Here is a 15514-nt window from a genome sequence, read left to right as displayed (position 1 = left end):
TGTGCAGCCCCTTAGGGGTACCAGAGCCCCACACTCCCACCGATCCGCAACCGGTAAGGGGCCGTGACATGACCGATCCACAGACCGCCGACGACCACGATGTCGTCGACATCCTGGTCTCCGATCATCGTGAGATCGAGGAAGTCCTCGTCGAGTTGGAGACCCGGCAGGGCACCCCCGAGCACCGCCGGCGCATCGCCGACGTGATGATCGCCGAACTCGTCCGCCACTCGGTGGCCGAGGAGACGTACGTGTATCCGATCGCCCGCAAGGTGTTGCCCGACGGCGACGAGATCGCCGACCGCGAGATCGCGGAGCACGCCGACGCCGAGCGGACCATGAAGGAGTTGGAGTCCGCCGACCCGGCCGACCCCCGCTTCGACGAGCTGCTCGCCCAACTGACCAACACCGTCCGACACCACGTGGCGGACGAGGAGAAGGAACTCTTTCCCCGCCTGCGCGCGGCGACGGCGCGGGAGGAGCTGGTCGAGATTGCCGCCAAGGTGACGGCGATCAAGGAGATCGGGCCGACCCGGCCACATCCGGGAAGCCCGGAGCACCCACTGGCGCACAAGCTGCTCGCCCCCGGCATCGGTCTGGTCGACCGGCTGCGCGACGCGTTGAACGGCCGGCCCACCTCGATGGACGAGCTACGCGACAAGCGCTGACCCGCGTATCAACCGGACCCGGGCACTCCCGGGTCGCCGACGGCTCGGCGGCCCGGGAGGAGCGCGGTGTGTCAGCGGACCTGGTCGCCCTCGCCGGTACGCGCCTGGGCCTGGTCCACGCCCTTGTCGATCTGATCGCCGTGCTTACCGCCGGTGCGCTTGTCGGCCATGTCGCCGGCCTTCTCCGCACCCTGGTCGACCTGCTTGTCGTGCTTGTCGGCGAAGTCCTTGGCCTTGTCCATGAAGTCACCCACGGCGTTCCTCCTCAGTCCGGTCCGTCCTCATTGCGTTCCCTCGGCCCGACCACGCAAACGCCGCCGTTCCGGGTGTGATTCGCGAAGCCCCACCCGCGTCAGTCCGGCCGACGTACGATCCGCGCGGGCGACGGCCAGCGATTCGGGTGTCGGGGCACGACCGACCGGGTACCGACCTCGTCGACATCGAGGAGGACCGACATGGCCGCAGAGGAACCCGCACCGACAGGCGGCCCCGGGCCGCGCCAGACCTGGGCGGCGCTGCCGTGGCTGGTCCGGACCGCGGTGTTGTGGAGCGCCTGCCTGGTGGTGATCGCCGCAGGGCTCTACCTGCTCGGCCGGATCGCCGTCCTGTTGGCACCGCTGGCCATCGCGCTGGCCGCCACCATCTTCCTCACCGCGCTGCTCGACCCGGTGCTGCTCCTGCTGCGTCGGCTGCGTCTGCCGGCGGCACTGGCCGCGCTGTGCACCGTACTTCTGCTGCTCGGCATCCTGGTCGGCGTCGGCGCGCTGGTGTGGAACCTGACCGCCAGTCAGTTCGACCAGCTCAGTCAGGAGTTGACGCAGGGCGTCGAGCGCAGTCGGGACTTCGTGACGTCGACGCTGCCGGTGACCGAGGCGCAGCTGGACCGGCTGGTGGACCAGGCCCGGCAGGGGCTGAGCGGCAGCTCGCCGGACCCGGTGGCGGGCGCCCGGACGGCCACCGAGGTGTTCGGTTCCGCGCTGCTCGCCCTGGTGCTGCTCTTCTTCCTGCTCAAGGATGGCCGGTCGATGTGGCACTGGCTGGTGTCCCGGATGTCCGGCGCGACCCAGCCCGTGATGGCCGAGGCCGGCCGGGCCGGGTGGCAGACCCTGGGTGCGTACAGCCGGGGCACCATGTTGATCGCCGCGATCGACGCGCTCGGCATCGGGCTGGCTCTGGTGGTGCTGCGGGTGCCGCTGGCCCTGCCGCTGGCCCTGATCACCTTCCTCGGCGGGTTCGTGCCGATCATCGGGGCGACGGTGGCCGGCGCGGTGGCGGTGCTGGTGGCGCTGGCCGCGAACGGTCCCACCACCGCGCTGCTCACCCTCGCGGCGGTGATCGCCGTGCAGCAGATCGAGGGCAACCTGCTGGAGCCGCTGGTCATGAAACGGCAGGTCCGGCTGCATCCGGCGGTGATCCTGGTGGCGGTCACCGCGGGCACGCTGATCGCGGGCATCGCTGGCGCCTTCGTCAGCGTCCCGATCACCGCCGTCCTCTGGCGCATTATCGACACCGTCCAACAGCGCCGCTCGGCCTCGGCTCTCCTGCCTGCGGACTGATCACCGACCGAGGTACGTGGTGAACCAGGTGCCAGCCTGATCGGCGACCTGCTCAAGGGTGCCGGGCTCCTCGAAGAGATGGGTGGCGCCGGGGATCACCCGCAGCTCGCCGACCTCCCCCAACTCGGCCAGCGCCCGCTCGTTGAGCGTGATCACCTCTTCGTCCAGCCCGCCGACCAGGAGCAACGTCGGGGTACGCACCTGGGGCAGCGCGTTCCCGGCCAGGTCCGGCCGGCCACCCCGGCTGACCACGGCGGCCACCCGATCGGCGCGGGACGACGCCGCGACCAGGGCAGCGGCAGCACCCGTGCTGGCCCCGAACAGGCCGATCGGCACGTCGCCGGCGGGACGCTCGACGGCCAGCCAGTCGACGATGCCGGCCAGTCGGCTGGCCAGCAACCCGATGTCGAAGCGCAGTTCGGCTGTTCGCGCGTCCACCTCGTCCTCGGCCGGGGTGAGCAGGTCCGCCAGCACAGTGCCGAGCCCACTGTCGTTCAGCGTCCGAGCCACCGCCACGTTGCGCGGGCTGTGCCGAGAACTGCCGCTGCCGTGCGCGAACAGCACCACGCCGACCGGCCGGGCGGGCAGCGTCAGATCGGCGGGGAGTTGGGCGTCCCCGATCGGAATGGTCACGCTGCGCTGCTCGTCCATGCCCCACCTCCGCGTGCTCGCCGGTGGTCCGGGTACCCCGCTCGCCGCCGGGCACGCACGACGCGACGGCGTCACCCTCCGGGCCGTGGGCCCCCGCCGGGCCGCGTTTGCCCGCTGAGGCGTCGGGTACGCGACGAACGACCGCAGACCGTGTCGGCGCAGCCGCGCCCCGACGGATCGCGAGGATCGCCATGGCCAAGCAGCAGATTTCCCGGCAGCAGCAGCTGACCGAGCGGACCCAGCGTGAACAGGACGCCGAGCGCAACCAGGACGTCGGGGACCAGGATTTCGGGGACCAGGCCGCTTCGGCCCGGCTGCCCGACGACCCGAAGGCGGCGGCGCCCCGGGACGCGATCGGACGACCGTCGACCGGTGAGCCGGTCTGACCTACCCGGGACCGGTGAGCCGGTCTGACCACCGGGCGCGGGCGGGTGGGGCGGGGAGACTCCCGCCCCACCCGTCACTGTTCGCGTTCGGGCAACCGCAGCAGCGGAGACCGGCCCGGTGGCTGCTCGGGCGGCGGGCCGGACGGCTCGGCCGGCGGCACCGCCACCGTCACCGGCTCGTCGCAGGTCACCCGCAGCATCTGGTCGTGGTGGCGCAGCTCCACCACGTCGTCCGGGCCGCCGTGGCGCAGCGAGTACGTCGTCTGGTGCGGCCGGACATCCACCCGCAGCGCCAACCCCCGCCACTGGAGCGAGAACTCCAACCGGCTGAGTCGGCTGGAGAGCCGGGGGGCGAAGGACAGCTCGCCGTCGTGGTCCCGTAGACCGCCGAGCCCGCTGACCAGGGCGAGCCACGCGCCGGCCAACGACGCCATGTGTACGCCGTCGCGGGTGTTGTCGTTGAGGTCGTGCAGGTCCATCAGCGCGGCCTCACGCAGGTAGGTGTGCGCGAGTTCGGGGTGGCCCACCTCGGCGGCGAGCACCGACTGGGTGCAGGCCGACAACGACGAGTCGCGTACGGTGCGGCGCTCGTAGTAGAGGAAGTTACGCACCTTCTCCTCGGGGGTGAAGGCGTCCCCCCGCCAGTGCATGGCGAGGACCAGGTCGGCCTGCTTCACCACCTGCTTGCGGTACAGCTCGAAGTACGGGTAGTGCAGCAGCAACGGGTACTTCTCCGACGGGGTGTGCGTGAAGTCCCATTCCTGGAGTCGGGTGAAGCCCTCCACCTGCTGATGGACCTCGAGCTCCTCGTCGTACGGGACGTGCATGGAGGTGGCGGCGTCCCGCCAGCTCGCGGCCTCCTCGTCGGTGACGCCGAGGTGGAACGCCTCATCCCGGTAGCGCATCACCACGTCGGCGGCGGCGAGCAGGTTCCGCTGCGCCATGAGGTTGGTGTAGATGTTGTCGTTCTTCACGGCGGTGTACTCGTCCGGGCCGGTGACACCGTCGATGTGGAACTGCCCGTGCCGGTCGTGGTGGCCGATCGAGCGCCACAGCCGGGCGGTCTCCACCAGCAGCTCCAGCCCGATCTCCCGTTCCAACTGGGTGTCCCCGGTGACCATCACGTAGCGGCGCACGGCGTCGGCGATGTCGGCGGCGATGTGGAAGGCTGCCGTCCCCGCCGGCCAGTACCCGGATGATTCCGGGCCTCCGATGGTCCGCCAGGGGAAGGCGGCACCCCGGAGGTTGAGCGTCTCGGCACGTTCCCGGGCCGAATCCAGCGTGCTGTGCCGCCACTGCAACGCGCTACGCACCGCGCTCGGCTGGGTGTACGTGAGCACCGGCAGGACGAACATCTCGGTGTCCCAGAAGGCGTGGCCGTCGTAACCGGGGCCGGTCAGCCCCTTCGCCGAGATCGGCCGCTGCTCGGCGCGCGCGCCGGCCTGCAACACGTGGAAGAGACCGAACCGGACCGCCTGCTGCACCTCCGGGTCGCCCTCGACCAGCACGTCGGAGGCGTCCCAGAACGCGTCGAGGTAGTTGCGCTGCTCCCGATGGAGCCCGTCCCACCCGTCGAGTCGGGCGCCGGCCAGTGCCGCGCCGACCTGGTCGCGCAGCGCCGGCAGGGACCGGCGGCTCGACCAGCTGTACGTCAGATACTTGATCACCCGCAGCTTCTCGCCGGGCTGGAGCACGCAGGCGATGGTGGTACGCACCCAGTCCTGGTATCCCTCGGACTCGATGGTGGTGTGGTCCGGGCCGTGCACCTCGTGCTCCATGGCGGCGGCGACCCGCAGACCGGAGACCTTGGTGCGGTGGATCAGCTGCCCGCCGTCGGGGGTGGTCAGCTCCTCCTCGGCCTGGAGCGGCGACTCCAGCACCGCCGCGACCCGGGGGTCCTTGCTCTGCGCGGGCAGCGACTCGTTCGCCACCAACTCGGACTGCACGATCAGCCGCAGCGGGCGGTCGACGGCCTCCACCTCGTAGCTGATGGCGGCCACGGACCGCTGGGTGAACGAGACGAGACGGGTGCTGCGGACCTTGACCTCCCGGCCGGCGGGCGAGCGCCAGTGCAGCTCCCGGTGCAGCGTGCCGGCCCGCAGGTCGAGGATCCGCTCGTGGCCGAGCAGGTCCCCGTAACGCACGTCGAGTGGTTCGTCGTCGACCAGCAGCCGGATCAGTTTGCCGTTTGTGACGTTGACGATGGTCTGCCCGGACTCGGGGAAGCCGTAGCCCGCCTCCGCGTACGGCAACGGACGCAGTTCGTAGAACGAGTTGAGGTAGGTGCCGGGCAGGCCGTGCGGTTCGCCCTCGTCGAGGTTGCCCCGCAGGCCGACGTGCCCGTTGGAGAGCGCGAAGACCGACTCCGACTGGGCCAGCACGTCCATGTCCAGCCGGGTCTCCCGGACGTGCCACGGCTCTACCGGATAGGCGCGCTCCCGAATCATCCGGAGCCTCGTTCGGCGGCGAGCGGATCGGTCGCGGTGCGGTTCGGCGCCGGTGGATCACCGCTGTCGAGCAGGTCGGCGAGGTCCGTCACCACGATGTCGGCGCCGTGGGCCAGCAACTCGTCGGCCTGCCCGACCCGGTCGACGCCGACCACGTAGCCGAAGCCACCGGCGCGGCCGGCGGCCACCCCGGAGAGCGCGTCCTCGAAGACGGCGGCCTGGGTCGGGTCGACGCCGAGCAGCCTCGCCCCGGCGAGGAAGGTGTCGGGGTGTGGTTTGCCACGCAGCCCCTGCGCACGAGCGACCAGCCCGTCCACCCGGGCCTCCAGCAGCGGCTCGAACCCGCCGGCGGCGACCACCTCGGCCCCGTTCGCGCTGGCGGTGACCACGGCTCGACGGAGCCCGGCGGCGGTCGCCGCCTTCAGATACCGCACCGAGCCCGGGTAGACCTCGACGCCTGCGGTACGCAGACGTTGCAGCAGCAGGACGTTCTTGCGGTTGCCCAGGCCGTTGACGGTCTCGGCCTCCGGCGGGTCGTCCGGGCCGCCCTCGGGCAGCACGATCCCTCGGGAGGCGAGGAACGACCGGACGCCGTCGGCCCGGGGGCGGCCGTCGACATAGCGGTTGTAGTCCGGGCCCGGATCGAACGGTTGGAACGGTTCGCCGGAGACCGTGGCGCGCTGGCGGAGAAACTCGTCGAACGTCTGCGTCCAGGCGGCGTTGTGTACGCGGGCGGTCTGCGTCAGCACACCGTCCAGATCGAAGAGACAGGCGGTCACGTGAGCAGGTAGGCCCAGCACGGTACGAATCTATCCACCCTGCTGGGCCCGCAAACCCATTTCGGCAGCCCTGAGGCGTTTCAGTTCGGTCGCAGCGTCCAGATCACCGTCATCTCCGAGGTCGGCTTGCCGTCCTCGGTGGCGATCTGGACCGCGACGGGGAATTCCGGGCGCCGACCGGCGGCCAACTCCTCGGTCACCTCGGCCGCCGGCCGGCCGAGTCGCGCGGTGGCCAGCACCGGACCCATGGCGAGTTTCCGGTAGGCGATCTCGGCCCGGACGGCCAACGGCACGGCCCGGTCGAGCAGCTGCCCGAAGGCGGCCAGCACGACCGCGCCGGAGGCCGTCTCGCCGAGGGTGAACATGGCCCCGGCGTGCGGCCCGCCGATGTGGTTGTGGGTGGCCGGCGAGTCGGGCAGCCGGACGACTGCCCGAACGCCGCCCTCCGCCTCGGGTGCCACCTCGACGAACTCGATACCGAGCGTACGAGCGAACGGCACCGCTTCCAGCATGCCGGCAGCCACCTGGCGGGAGTCGATAGTCATGGCCTGACGTTACTAACCGGTAACCAGGCCGGCAACCAGCGACTTCGCCGACGGGGCACGCTCAGAGGTTGGCGATGGTGCGCAGGATCTCCGCGTAGAAGTTGCCGTCGATGCTGCGGAAGAAGGCGAAATCCTGGCCGGGGTCGCCGAAGAACGGCCGCAGCGTCCAAGCCAGCTGGGTGCCGACGAAACCGAAGAGCAGGATCCAGATGTAGAGCAGGGTCATGCTGGCCGGCCGCTGCGTCGGCTCCCCGCGTCGGACCGGACGGCCGTCCCACGGGCGTTGCGCCACGTAGCCGGGCGGCAGCGTGCCGGGCGGGAGCGAGGCACCGGCCGGCTGCCCGGCCCACTGCGTCGGAACCTGAGCCGGAGCCGTCGCGGTGGTCACGGCACCGTTCGCAGTCGACTCGGCCACCGCGGCCCCGGCCGGCACGGCGACCGGCTCGGCGGTCTGGCCGGCGACCGGCACGGCGGCCGGCGTCGCCCCGGCGGGCACCGCGGCCGGCACGGCCTGGACCGGCGCCGGGGTGCTGACCTGCTCGTCGACCTTGGCGTTGGCGGCCTCCGGCGCGAGCAGGCCGTGGTCGTTGAGCACCTGCATCCCGCTGGTCAGGAAGCGCAGCCCGACCAGCGCCGACAGGGTCAGGATCGACACGTTGAGCAGCTTGAAGAACCCGTAGTCGTTGGCGGTGATTAAGAAGAAGAGGCTGATCGGCGCGAACGCCACCGCGAGCATCGAGGTGACCGTGATCGCCACCATCACCAGCGCCAACGACTGCCGCACCGAGAGCCGGGCGCCGAAGACCAGGTTGAACAGGTAGAGCGTGGGCAGGCAGATGGCCAGGGTGACCAGGAACAGCAGCGGCAGCTTCAGCGCCGAGGTCAGCGCCATCAGCGGGCTGTGGAAGAAGCCCAGCACCGCCCCGTAGCAGGCCAAGGCGATGGCGGAGCTGGCCAGCATCCGCCCGGTCAGGGCGTTGAGGTCACGCTCGGCCACGATCTGCTGCCAGATGCCCTCGCGATCCCGCAGGATGCGCTCGATGACGAGCGGACTGGGACGGTCACCCGACACGGGTGCACCCCTCTCGGTGGTATTTCACAGTGGACTGGGTGGGGAGACGGTAGGGCACCGGACGGTGGGCCCGCCACCCCGTCCGGGCACGTCGTCAGCGCCAACCCACGTCGATCCGGTCGCCGCGCTCGTCGAAGAAGTGCAGGGCGTCCATCCGTACCGAGACGGCGAGCGGGTGGCCGGCGCTGACCGCCGGGTACGGCGCCAGCCGTACCGCCAGCTCCGCCGGGCGGCGGTGGTGCCGGCCCGGATCGGGCAGCACGCTGGTCTGGACGCCACTGGCCGAGGCCTCCTGCGCCTCCACCGGCTTGCCGGTGAGCCGCTGCATCACCGAGCCGAACCGGCGCAGGCCGCGCTGGCCGACCGGCGGCGTTTCCTGCGGCGCGCCCATCTCGTCGACCACGATCGCGGTCGCGCCGATGTCGAGGAACGCCAAAGACTCGTGCCCGTGATGCTCCAGGTAGCGGATCCGCCCGCGCAGCACGTCGCCGGGGCTGTCCGGTGCGACCGGGGTGAGCGCCTCGGCCCGCATGCCGACCACGATCCGCTCACCGTGGTAGTGCGCCACCGCCCGACTGCGGATGTCGTTCCAGGGCAGGTAGAGCGACTGGTCGCCGAGGTTGAGCGTGACGTACCGGTCGAGATGGACGTAGACCGACGCCTCCAGCAGGTTCATCCGTGGGCTGCCCAGGAACGCCGCCACGTAGAGCGTCGCCGGTCGGCCGTACACCTGGGTCGGTGTGCCCACGTCCTGGAGCACGCCGCGGCGCATGATGGCCACCCGGTCGGCCATGGTGAGCGCCTCGGCCTGGTCGTGCGTGACGTAGACCGTGGTGACGCCCAGCTCGCGGGTCAGGCCGGAGATCTCCGCGCGCAACTCGGCCCGCAGGCCGCTGTCCAGGTTGGACAGCGGTTCGTCCATCAGGAACAGGCCCGGCCGACGGACGATCGCGCGCCCCATCGCCACCCGCTGCCGCTGCCCGCCGGAGAGCTGACCCGGCTTGCGGGCCAGCACGTCACCGATGCCCAGCGCGCTCGCCACGTCGCTGACCCGCTCGCCCCTCGGCTCGGGCTCGACCCCGGCCAGCCGCAGCGGAAACGCGATGTTGTCGCCGACGGTCATGTGCGGGTAGAGGGCGAAGTCCTGGAAGACCATGGCGATCTTGCGGTCCCGTGGGGGGAGGTCGTTCGCCAGCTCCCCGTCGAGCATGACCGCTCCGGTGGTCGGTTCCTCCAACCCGGCGATCATTCGCAGCACTGTCGACTTGCCGCACCCGGACGGCCCAAGCAGCACCATGAACTCGCCGTCGTTCACATCGAGGTTGACGCTGTCGACGGCCAGCGTGCCATCCCGGAAAACCTTGGTCACATCCTTGAGCGTGACGGTGCTCACCGTCTTCCCCCTCAGCGCGTCGGCCGAACCCCACAAGACTGTGACCAGGATCATGGGTCTAGGACATCGGGTAAACGTCTCATGTTCGATCGATGACACTGCTATTACACGACAGAAGCCTCGATCAGCAGCGCGTGGACCGCTCGCCCGGCTGACCGAGGAACACCTGCCGCACCACCCGCTCCGCCGCCCGACCGTCGTCCAACGTGCAGAACCGGGCCCGGAAGTGCTCGCGGGCCTTCACCGCCGCGTCCGAGCACACCCCGTCGGTACGGAACAGGTCGAGCAGATCGGCGAAAGTGGAGGCTACCGCGCCCGGCGGCTCGGCGGTGACGTCGAAATAGACCCCCCGGGCCAGCCGGTACGCCTCCCAGTCCGGGGTGTAGAGCACGATCGGCCGGTCCAGCACCGCATAGTCGAACATGGCCGACGAGTAGTCGGTGACCAACACGTCCGCCACCAGATAGAGATCCTCCACCCGCTGATGGCCGCTGACGTCACGGACCCGCTCCCAGTCCGTCGGCTGGCCAGGACGTCGATCACGGTCGTGGAAGTAGTGGCTGCGCATCAACAAACGGCCCGAGTCGCCCAGCGCCTGGACGAACCGGTCCGGGTCGAACGGCGGCCGGTAGCCGGGCAGGTGCTCGCGGTGCGTCGGGGCGTACAGAACGACCTGCTCGTCGGGGTCGAGGCCGAACTCCGCGCGGAGTCGGCGCACCTCGTCCGGGCCGGCGGTGACCAGGCGGTCGTTGCGCGGGTACCCCACCTCCAGCGTGGTGTACGTGGCCGGGTACGCCCGGTCCCACATCTGGGTGGAGAAGCTGTTGGCGCTGACGCTGTAGTCCCAGCGGTCCACCCGGCGCAGCAGCCCGGCGAAGTCCATCCGGCCCGCGCCGACCGGGTAGCGCTGCTGATCCAGCCCCATCACCTTGACCGGCGTGCCGTGGTGGGTCTGCACGTGCACCTGTTCCGGTCGCTTGCGGACGAAGTCCGGAAAGTTGACGTTGTTGATCAGCCACCGGGCGCGGGCGAGCACCCGGTAGTACGCCGGCGTGCCGGCCACCACGTACTCCACCCCGGCCGGCACGGTGTCCACCCGGTCCCGGCGCACCACCCACACCCCGCGCACCCCCGGCGCCAACCGGCGGGCGACCTCGTAGATGGCCGCCGGGTTGCAGGAGTAACCCCGGTACCAGTACGCCGCGTACACCGCGAGCGTCGGGTCGACCGGCCGCCGCATCTCGGCCCGGTAGTACTCGCGCAGCAGCCCGTCGCGGGTCAGCCGGGCACCGCGCCGGGCGACCGGGCCGACAGTGCGCCGGGCGGTGCGGGTGTGCCGGCGGGCGGCGTCGCGGGCCCGGCTGGCGGCCCGCAACGCGCTGAAGGTGCGCCACCGACCCGAGGCGACCAGCTTGTGCTTGATCCCCTCGACCCCGTCCGGCACCGGATAGCCGCCGGGCGGCAGCCAGCGCTCGTAGTCGGCGGTGATCTGCGCGAAGAACGCCTCCCGCAGCTCCGGCGCGATCCGCTGACCGTTGCCGAGCACGGTCAGGTAGTGCCAGATCATCCGTTCGAAGACCGCCGGTCGCAGGGCCTCCGTCGCCGACCCCCACGAATCCATCAGGTGGAAGACCCGGTGCCACTGCGGAAAGACCTCGAAGTGCCGGTCACCCCGGGTCCGGGTGATCGCGCCGGCGCGGCGTTGGCGGTAGTTGACGCAGACCCGATCCAGTACGCCGATCCGGTGCGCGGCCATCAGCACCGGGTAGCTGAACGAGACGTCCTCGTACCAGCCGGGCGCGAAGCGCAGCCCCAGCTCGGCGAGGAACTCCCGACGGACCAGCCGGTTCCACGCGGTGTGCAGCAGGTGCATCGCCTGCGGCCGGTCCCGCAACCGGAAGGTGCCCGGGCCCGGCGACTCCGGAAACACCTCAGCCATCGCGCTGCGGGTGGCGGTGTCATTCCAGTGGGTGCGGACATGGTCGACCAGCAGGACGTCCGGACGGGTGACCCGCAACCGCTCGGCGACCTCGGTCAGGCACTCCGGAGCAAGCCAGTCGTCGCCGTCGAGGAACCACACGTACTCGCCGACGGCCCGGTCCAGCCCGATGTTGCGGGCCGGACCGAGGCCGACGTTCTCCGGCAGCCGGACCGACTGGACCCGCCGGTCGCGGGCCGCGTACTCGTCGATGATGTCGCCGCTGGCGTCCGGCGAGCAGTCGTCGACGGCGATCACCTCGATGTCGGTCTCCGGCTGACCGAGGATGGAGTCCAGGCACTCCCGCAGGTATCCCTGCACCCGGAAGGCCGGCACCACGAAGCTGATCAGGGTCATCCGGCCGCCCTCCGTCAGCGCGGCGCGGCACCTCCAGCGCCCGCCGGCGCCACCGACGCCCGCGCGCTACGGGCCGGTCGCACGAACCAGGCCAGGACGACGCTCACCACGAAAACCACGAGAAGGTACGCACCGAGTGTAGCCAGTCCGATACCCGCAATACCGGCGATCGCCGCGAGGGCCAGCAGCACCGAGCGCCCCTCCCAGCCCAGCGTCGCCGCGTGCAGCGGCGGTGCCGCCTGCCGCTTCTCCAGCCGGGCGGTCAGGTCGTAGTGGTGCACGGTGAGCACGAAGACGTACCCGAAGATCAGCCAGCCGGGCACCGCACCGACCACCCCGACCGCGATGGCGAACAGGTACTCGGCGGCCCGCAAGGCCGCGGGCACCAGCCAGTCCAGCGGACCGTTGTGCGCCGCCCCGGCGCCCAGGCCAGCGACCAGCAGCACCAGCAGCGCCACCGGCACCGCCCAGCGCAGCCCGTCGGGCGCGTCACTCAGCAGCGCCCCGACCAGCAGCGCCGCCGGGCCGAGCGCGGCGATCACCGCCAGGGTCAGCGGCCCCATCGGACGGACCACCGGCAACCAGCGGGCCAACGGCCCGTCGTCGCGGTGCAGCGTGGCATCGACCGTGTCCAGCACCGGCACCCACATCCAGCGGGCCCGCAGCGTCCGCAGCGCCCCGGTGTACGCGAACGCCAGCACCCCCCAGACCAGCACGGCGATCAGGCTGACCAGCGGGTTGAACAGCGCCACGGTCAGCGCGATCAGCGCCCACCGCTCACCGATCGGGAAGACCACGGTCCGCTTCAGCCAGTACGACACCGAGCCGGTGTCCGCCTGCACCCGGGTCGACGCCGCGTTGAGCCGGTCACCGATCCCGCCGCTGGCGTTCGTCGCCGTACGCGGTCGACGGGCCGCCTCGTCGTGCAGCACCCCGTACCACGTGTCGGTCATGTGCCGGACGGTCTGCAACGTCATCGCGGCGATCGCGAGCGCCCACCCGTTGCCCAGCCCGGCGTGGCTCACCCCGAAGCCCAGCCCGGCGTAGACCAGGTACTCCTTGGCCCGGTCCGCCATCGTGTCCAGCCAGCCACCCCAGGCGCTGAAGTGCCGGGTGTAGCGGGCCAGCTGGCCATCCACGCAGTCCAGCACGAAGCCCAGGTAGAGCAGCACCGCGCCACCGACCAGCGCGGGCCGTCCACCGACCCCGAACAGCACCGCCGCGCCCAGCGCGAAGAGCACCGAGATCACCGTCACCCCGGTCGGGGTGAGCCGGAGCCGGGCCGAGAGCCGGACCACGTACGGCGACCAGGTGCTGACGAAGTAGGTGGAGAAGAAGTCGTCCTTCTCCTTCACCGACAACCGCAGCTCGGCTCGGTCCTCGTCGACAGCGGTCACCGCCGCCTCGGCAGCGGTCAGCCCGGCCTGGTCCTCGACCCGGTGGGCGACGAGCAGGCGTACCCGCTGGGCGAAGACCAGGGTGCCGAGCGCCGCGAGACCCGCGAAGAGCCGGTCCACGGCGGACCCGGGGCCACCGGCCGCGACCGACCCCCCGGACCCGGCCCCGCCGGTCACCGGCAGCGGTGCCACGTCGCCGGCCGGGCCGATCGGGGCGGCGACGGGGAGCATCCCCGACGCGGCGGCCCGAGCGGCGGCCGCGAGGGTCGGCAGATCATCCACGCCGACCCGCAACGCGCCGCCGAACACGCCGGTGGCGGTGCCGTCGAGGGCGTCCAACGCGCCGGCGTCGACCACCTGCCCGCGCTCCTCCCGCACTGCCGTCCGGCCGGGGACCGGCGGGTCGCCGAGCACCAGCGCCACCGTGGGCCCCACCGGGCTGGTGGCCAGGTGCCGCAGTACGGCGGTGTGCGCGACCAGGTCCGTGCCGGTGATCAGCACCGGGGCGGTCGCGGTGGTGACCAGGTCGGACAACTCGTCGAGGGTGGCGGCGAAGCGCACCTCGTCCGCCCCGGCCAGGCGCAACTGGGCGGCCAGCCGGTCGGCCAGCGGCTCACCGGTCGCGGTGGTCAGGCCCGCCGCGGGCATCCCGGCGGCGAGCACGATCGCGAGCGTCACCGCGGGACCGCGGCGTGGTACGCGTCGAGCGCCTCGGCGATGGTGCCGTCGAGCGTCAACCGGCCCGCGTCGAGGTACAACCCCCGACGGCAGAACCGGGTCAGGTCCTTTTCGTTGTGTGACACCAGCACGAGCGTGCGCCCCTCCCCGAGCAGACGATCAATCGTCGCGTAACACTTCTTGCGGAACTCCGCGTCCCCGACCGCGGTCACCTCGTCCATCAGCAGGATCGGGTGCGGCAGGTGCGAGATGATCGCGAAGCCCAGCCGCACCTTCATCCCCGACGAGTAGTGCCGCACCGACGTGTCGATGGCCCGTTCCACCTGCTCACCGGCGAACTCGACGATCTCGTCGAAATGCCGCTTCAGGTAGCTCGTCGACAGTCCGTGCAGCCCACCGACCAGGTGCAGGTTCTCCCGCCCGGTCAGGTCGTTGGAGAAACCGGCGGACAACTCCAGCAACGGCGCCACCGCGCCGTGCACCCGGATGCCGCCCTCATCCGGAATGAGCACCCCGGCGATCAGCCGCAGCAGGGTGCTCTTGCCGGTGCCGTTGCGCCCGATCACCCCGACGGTCTCGCCGGGTTGCACCGTGAACGACACGTCCCGCAACGGCCAGAACTGGCCGGGCAACGCGCCACGGCCGCCCCGGTGGATGAACAACTCCCGCAGCCGAAGCTGGCGGCGACGGTTACGGACGAACCGGATGCCCAGGCCGTCCGCCTCGATGATCGGCGCGGCCACGTCAGAGCTCCTTGAGCACGGCGGGCTCCAACCGGCGGAACGACCACCAACCGGCGGCCAGCACCAGCAGGCTGCCGACGATCGTGGTGGCGAGCAGCCGGGCGTCCGGGAACTCGTCCGGGTACCAGATCGCGTGGTGCAGCTGGAATATCCCGACCAGCGGGTTCAGCTCGTACACCACCTTCAACCAGCCCGGCAGCCCGGACTCCCGGACCAGGCTGAGCGGATAGATGATCGGCGTGGCGTAGAAGAGCACCCGGATGATCAGCCGCATCAACCGTTCCACGTCGCGCATCAGCACGTTCCACGCGGACAGCAGCAGGGCGAGGCCGGTCAACAGGACGGCCTGGACGGCCACCGCCAGCGGCAGGGAGAGCAGCGACCAACCGGGGTGGATCCGGCCGTGCACCACGTAGATCACCGCGATGGCGATCAGGATCGGCAGGCCGGCCGCGTACTCGGCGAACCGTCCGGCCACCCGGCCGATCGGAAAGGCCTGACGCGGCACGTTCATCGTGGTGATCAGCCGGGACTGGCCGGTCAGCGCGTTCGTCGCCTCGCTCAGCGCCGAACTGGTCCACATCCAGGCGAAGATGCCGGTGATCAGGAACAACGGGTACGACCCGGCCGCCTCACCGAGGTGCCGACCGGTGTCCCGGGAGTAGAGCACCCCGAAGACGAACCAGTAGATGGCGCCCATGCCGAGCGGCTCGATCAACGACCAGAAGTAGCCCAGCACCGACTGCTGGTACTTGACCGCCAGATCCCGCCTGACCAGGATGCGCAGCGAGTTGCGGTGCGACCACAACGCCGCGACGCCAGAGGTCACCGCAGCCTCCCGCCTCCTGAAACGGACGACAGGTT

At 71.2% G+C, this 15514-nt stretch carries 14 protein-coding genes; 3 read left to right on the top strand and 11 right to left on the bottom strand.

The window, feature by feature from the left end:
- Positions 1-68 precede the first annotated feature (68 nt).
- Entirely contained in the window at positions 69-668 is a 600-nt protein-coding gene (locus ACQRWP_RS30710; RefSeq protein ID WP_430499705.1) for a hemerythrin domain-containing protein, read from the top strand.
- A gap of 71 nt (positions 669-739) precedes the next feature.
- Here the strand turns inward: ACQRWP_RS30710 and ACQRWP_RS30705 are convergent, their stop codons facing one another.
- On the bottom strand, positions 740-910 hold the full coding sequence (locus tag ACQRWP_RS30705; protein ID WP_430503343.1) for an antitoxin: 171 nt from the start codon (positions 908-910) through the stop codon (positions 740-742).
- Positions 911-1123: 213 nt separating this feature from the next.
- On the opposite strand from ACQRWP_RS30705, the gene ACQRWP_RS30700 reads away from it, so the two are divergent.
- Positions 1124-2224 (top strand): AI-2E family transporter, encoded by a 1101-nt coding sequence (locus tag ACQRWP_RS30700; RefSeq protein WP_430499704.1) that lies wholly within the window; start codon positions 1124-1126, stop codon positions 2222-2224.
- Here the strand turns inward: ACQRWP_RS30700 and ACQRWP_RS30695 are convergent, their stop codons facing one another.
- Positions 2225-2875: a dienelactone hydrolase family protein gene (locus ACQRWP_RS30695; RefSeq protein ID WP_430499703.1), complete on the bottom strand. Its 651-nt coding sequence runs from the start codon at positions 2873-2875 to the stop codon at positions 2225-2227. It abuts the gene before it with no gap.
- Positions 2876-3066: 191 nt separating this feature from the next.
- Here ACQRWP_RS30695 and ACQRWP_RS30690 point away from each other — a divergent pair, with 191 nt between their 5' ends.
- Positions 3067-3261, top strand: coding sequence for a hypothetical protein (locus ACQRWP_RS30690; protein ID WP_091395197.1), 195 nt, complete (start codon positions 3067-3069; stop codon positions 3259-3261).
- A 74-nt stretch (positions 3262-3335) separates the two neighbouring features.
- On the opposite strand, the gene ACQRWP_RS30685 is transcribed toward ACQRWP_RS30690, so the two are convergent.
- The 9 genes from ACQRWP_RS30685 to ACQRWP_RS30645 form a co-directional block, all read right to left on the bottom strand.
- Positions 3336-5708 (bottom strand): glycoside hydrolase family 65 protein, encoded by a 2373-nt coding sequence (locus ACQRWP_RS30685; RefSeq protein ID WP_430499702.1) that lies wholly within the window; start codon positions 5706-5708, stop codon positions 3336-3338.
- A complete protein-coding gene (locus tag ACQRWP_RS30680) occupies positions 5705-6508 on the bottom strand; it encodes an HAD family hydrolase (RefSeq protein ID WP_430499701.1) in 804 nt (267 codons plus the stop codon). Before ACQRWP_RS30680 ends, ACQRWP_RS30685 begins: the two co-directional genes overlap by 4 nt.
- 59 nt (positions 6509-6567) lie before the next feature.
- Complete coding sequence (locus ACQRWP_RS30675) at positions 6568-7032, bottom strand: DUF4442 domain-containing protein (RefSeq protein WP_112581804.1); 465 nt, start codon at positions 7030-7032, stop codon at positions 6568-6570.
- A gap of 61 nt (positions 7033-7093) precedes the next feature.
- Positions 7094-8104, bottom strand: coding sequence for a hypothetical protein (locus tag ACQRWP_RS30670; protein WP_430499700.1), 1011 nt, complete (start codon positions 8102-8104; stop codon positions 7094-7096).
- Between the two features lie 94 nt (positions 8105-8198).
- Entirely contained in the window at positions 8199-9497 is a 1299-nt protein-coding gene (locus tag ACQRWP_RS30665; protein WP_430499699.1) for an ABC transporter ATP-binding protein, read from the bottom strand.
- 124 nt (positions 9498-9621) lie between these two features.
- Positions 9622-11832, bottom strand: a complete 2211-nt coding sequence (locus tag ACQRWP_RS30660) for a bifunctional glycosyltransferase/CDP-glycerol:glycerophosphate glycerophosphotransferase (protein WP_430499698.1) — start codon at positions 11830-11832, stop codon at positions 9622-9624.
- A 14-nt stretch (positions 11833-11846) separates the two neighbouring features.
- Positions 11847-13877, bottom strand: coding sequence for a DUF5941 domain-containing protein (locus ACQRWP_RS30655; protein ID WP_430503342.1), 2031 nt, complete (start codon positions 13875-13877; stop codon positions 11847-11849).
- A 26-nt stretch (positions 13878-13903) separates the two neighbouring features.
- A complete protein-coding gene (locus ACQRWP_RS30650; RefSeq protein ID WP_430499697.1) occupies positions 13904-14650 on the bottom strand; it encodes an ABC transporter ATP-binding protein in 747 nt (248 codons plus the stop codon).
- Position 14651: 1 nt separating this feature from the next.
- Positions 14652-15479, bottom strand: coding sequence for an ABC transporter permease (locus ACQRWP_RS30645; protein WP_430499696.1), 828 nt, complete (start codon positions 15477-15479; stop codon positions 14652-14654).
- Positions 15480-15514 lie beyond the last annotated feature (35 nt).

Origin of the sequence: Micromonospora trifolii, assembly GCF_050516465.1 — a bacterium.
Lineage (GTDB): Bacteria > Actinomycetota > Actinomycetes > Mycobacteriales > Micromonosporaceae > Micromonospora > Micromonospora trifolii.
The sequence above is the reverse complement of the archived record's forward strand: the minus strand, read 5'-3'. Positions and strand labels throughout refer to the sequence as shown.

What these genes read in the sequence shown, in the direction of transcription:
- ACQRWP_RS30710 (WP_430499705.1), top strand. Translation starts at nt 69, where the DNA reads ATGACCGATCCACAGACCGCCGACGACCACGATGTCGTCGACATCCTG.
- ACQRWP_RS30705 (WP_430503343.1), bottom strand. Translation starts at nt 910, where the DNA reads ATGGACAAGGCCAAGGACTTCGCCGACAAGCACGACAAGCAGGTCGAC.
- ACQRWP_RS30700 (WP_430499704.1), top strand. Translation starts at nt 1,124, where the DNA reads ATGGCCGCAGAGGAACCCGCACCGACAGGCGGCCCCGGGCCGCGCCAG.
- ACQRWP_RS30695 (WP_430499703.1), bottom strand. Translation starts at nt 2,875, where the DNA reads ATGGACGAGCAGCGCAGCGTGACCATTCCGATCGGGGACGCCCAACTC.
- ACQRWP_RS30690 (WP_091395197.1), top strand. Translation starts at nt 3,067, where the DNA reads ATGGCCAAGCAGCAGATTTCCCGGCAGCAGCAGCTGACCGAGCGGACC.
- ACQRWP_RS30685 (WP_430499702.1), bottom strand. Translation starts at nt 5,708, where the DNA reads ATGATTCGGGAGCGCGCCTATCCGGTAGAGCCGTGGCACGTCCGGGAG.
- ACQRWP_RS30675 (WP_112581804.1), bottom strand. Translation starts at nt 7,032, where the DNA reads ATGACTATCGACTCCCGCCAGGTGGCTGCCGGCATGCTGGAAGCGGTG.
- ACQRWP_RS30660 (WP_430499698.1), bottom strand. Translation starts at nt 11,832, where the DNA reads ATGACCCTGATCAGCTTCGTGGTGCCGGCCTTCCGGGTGCAGGGATAC.
- ACQRWP_RS30655 (WP_430503342.1), bottom strand. Translation starts at nt 13,877, where the DNA reads ATGCCCGCGGCGGGCCTGACCACCGCGACCGGTGAGCCGCTGGCCGAC.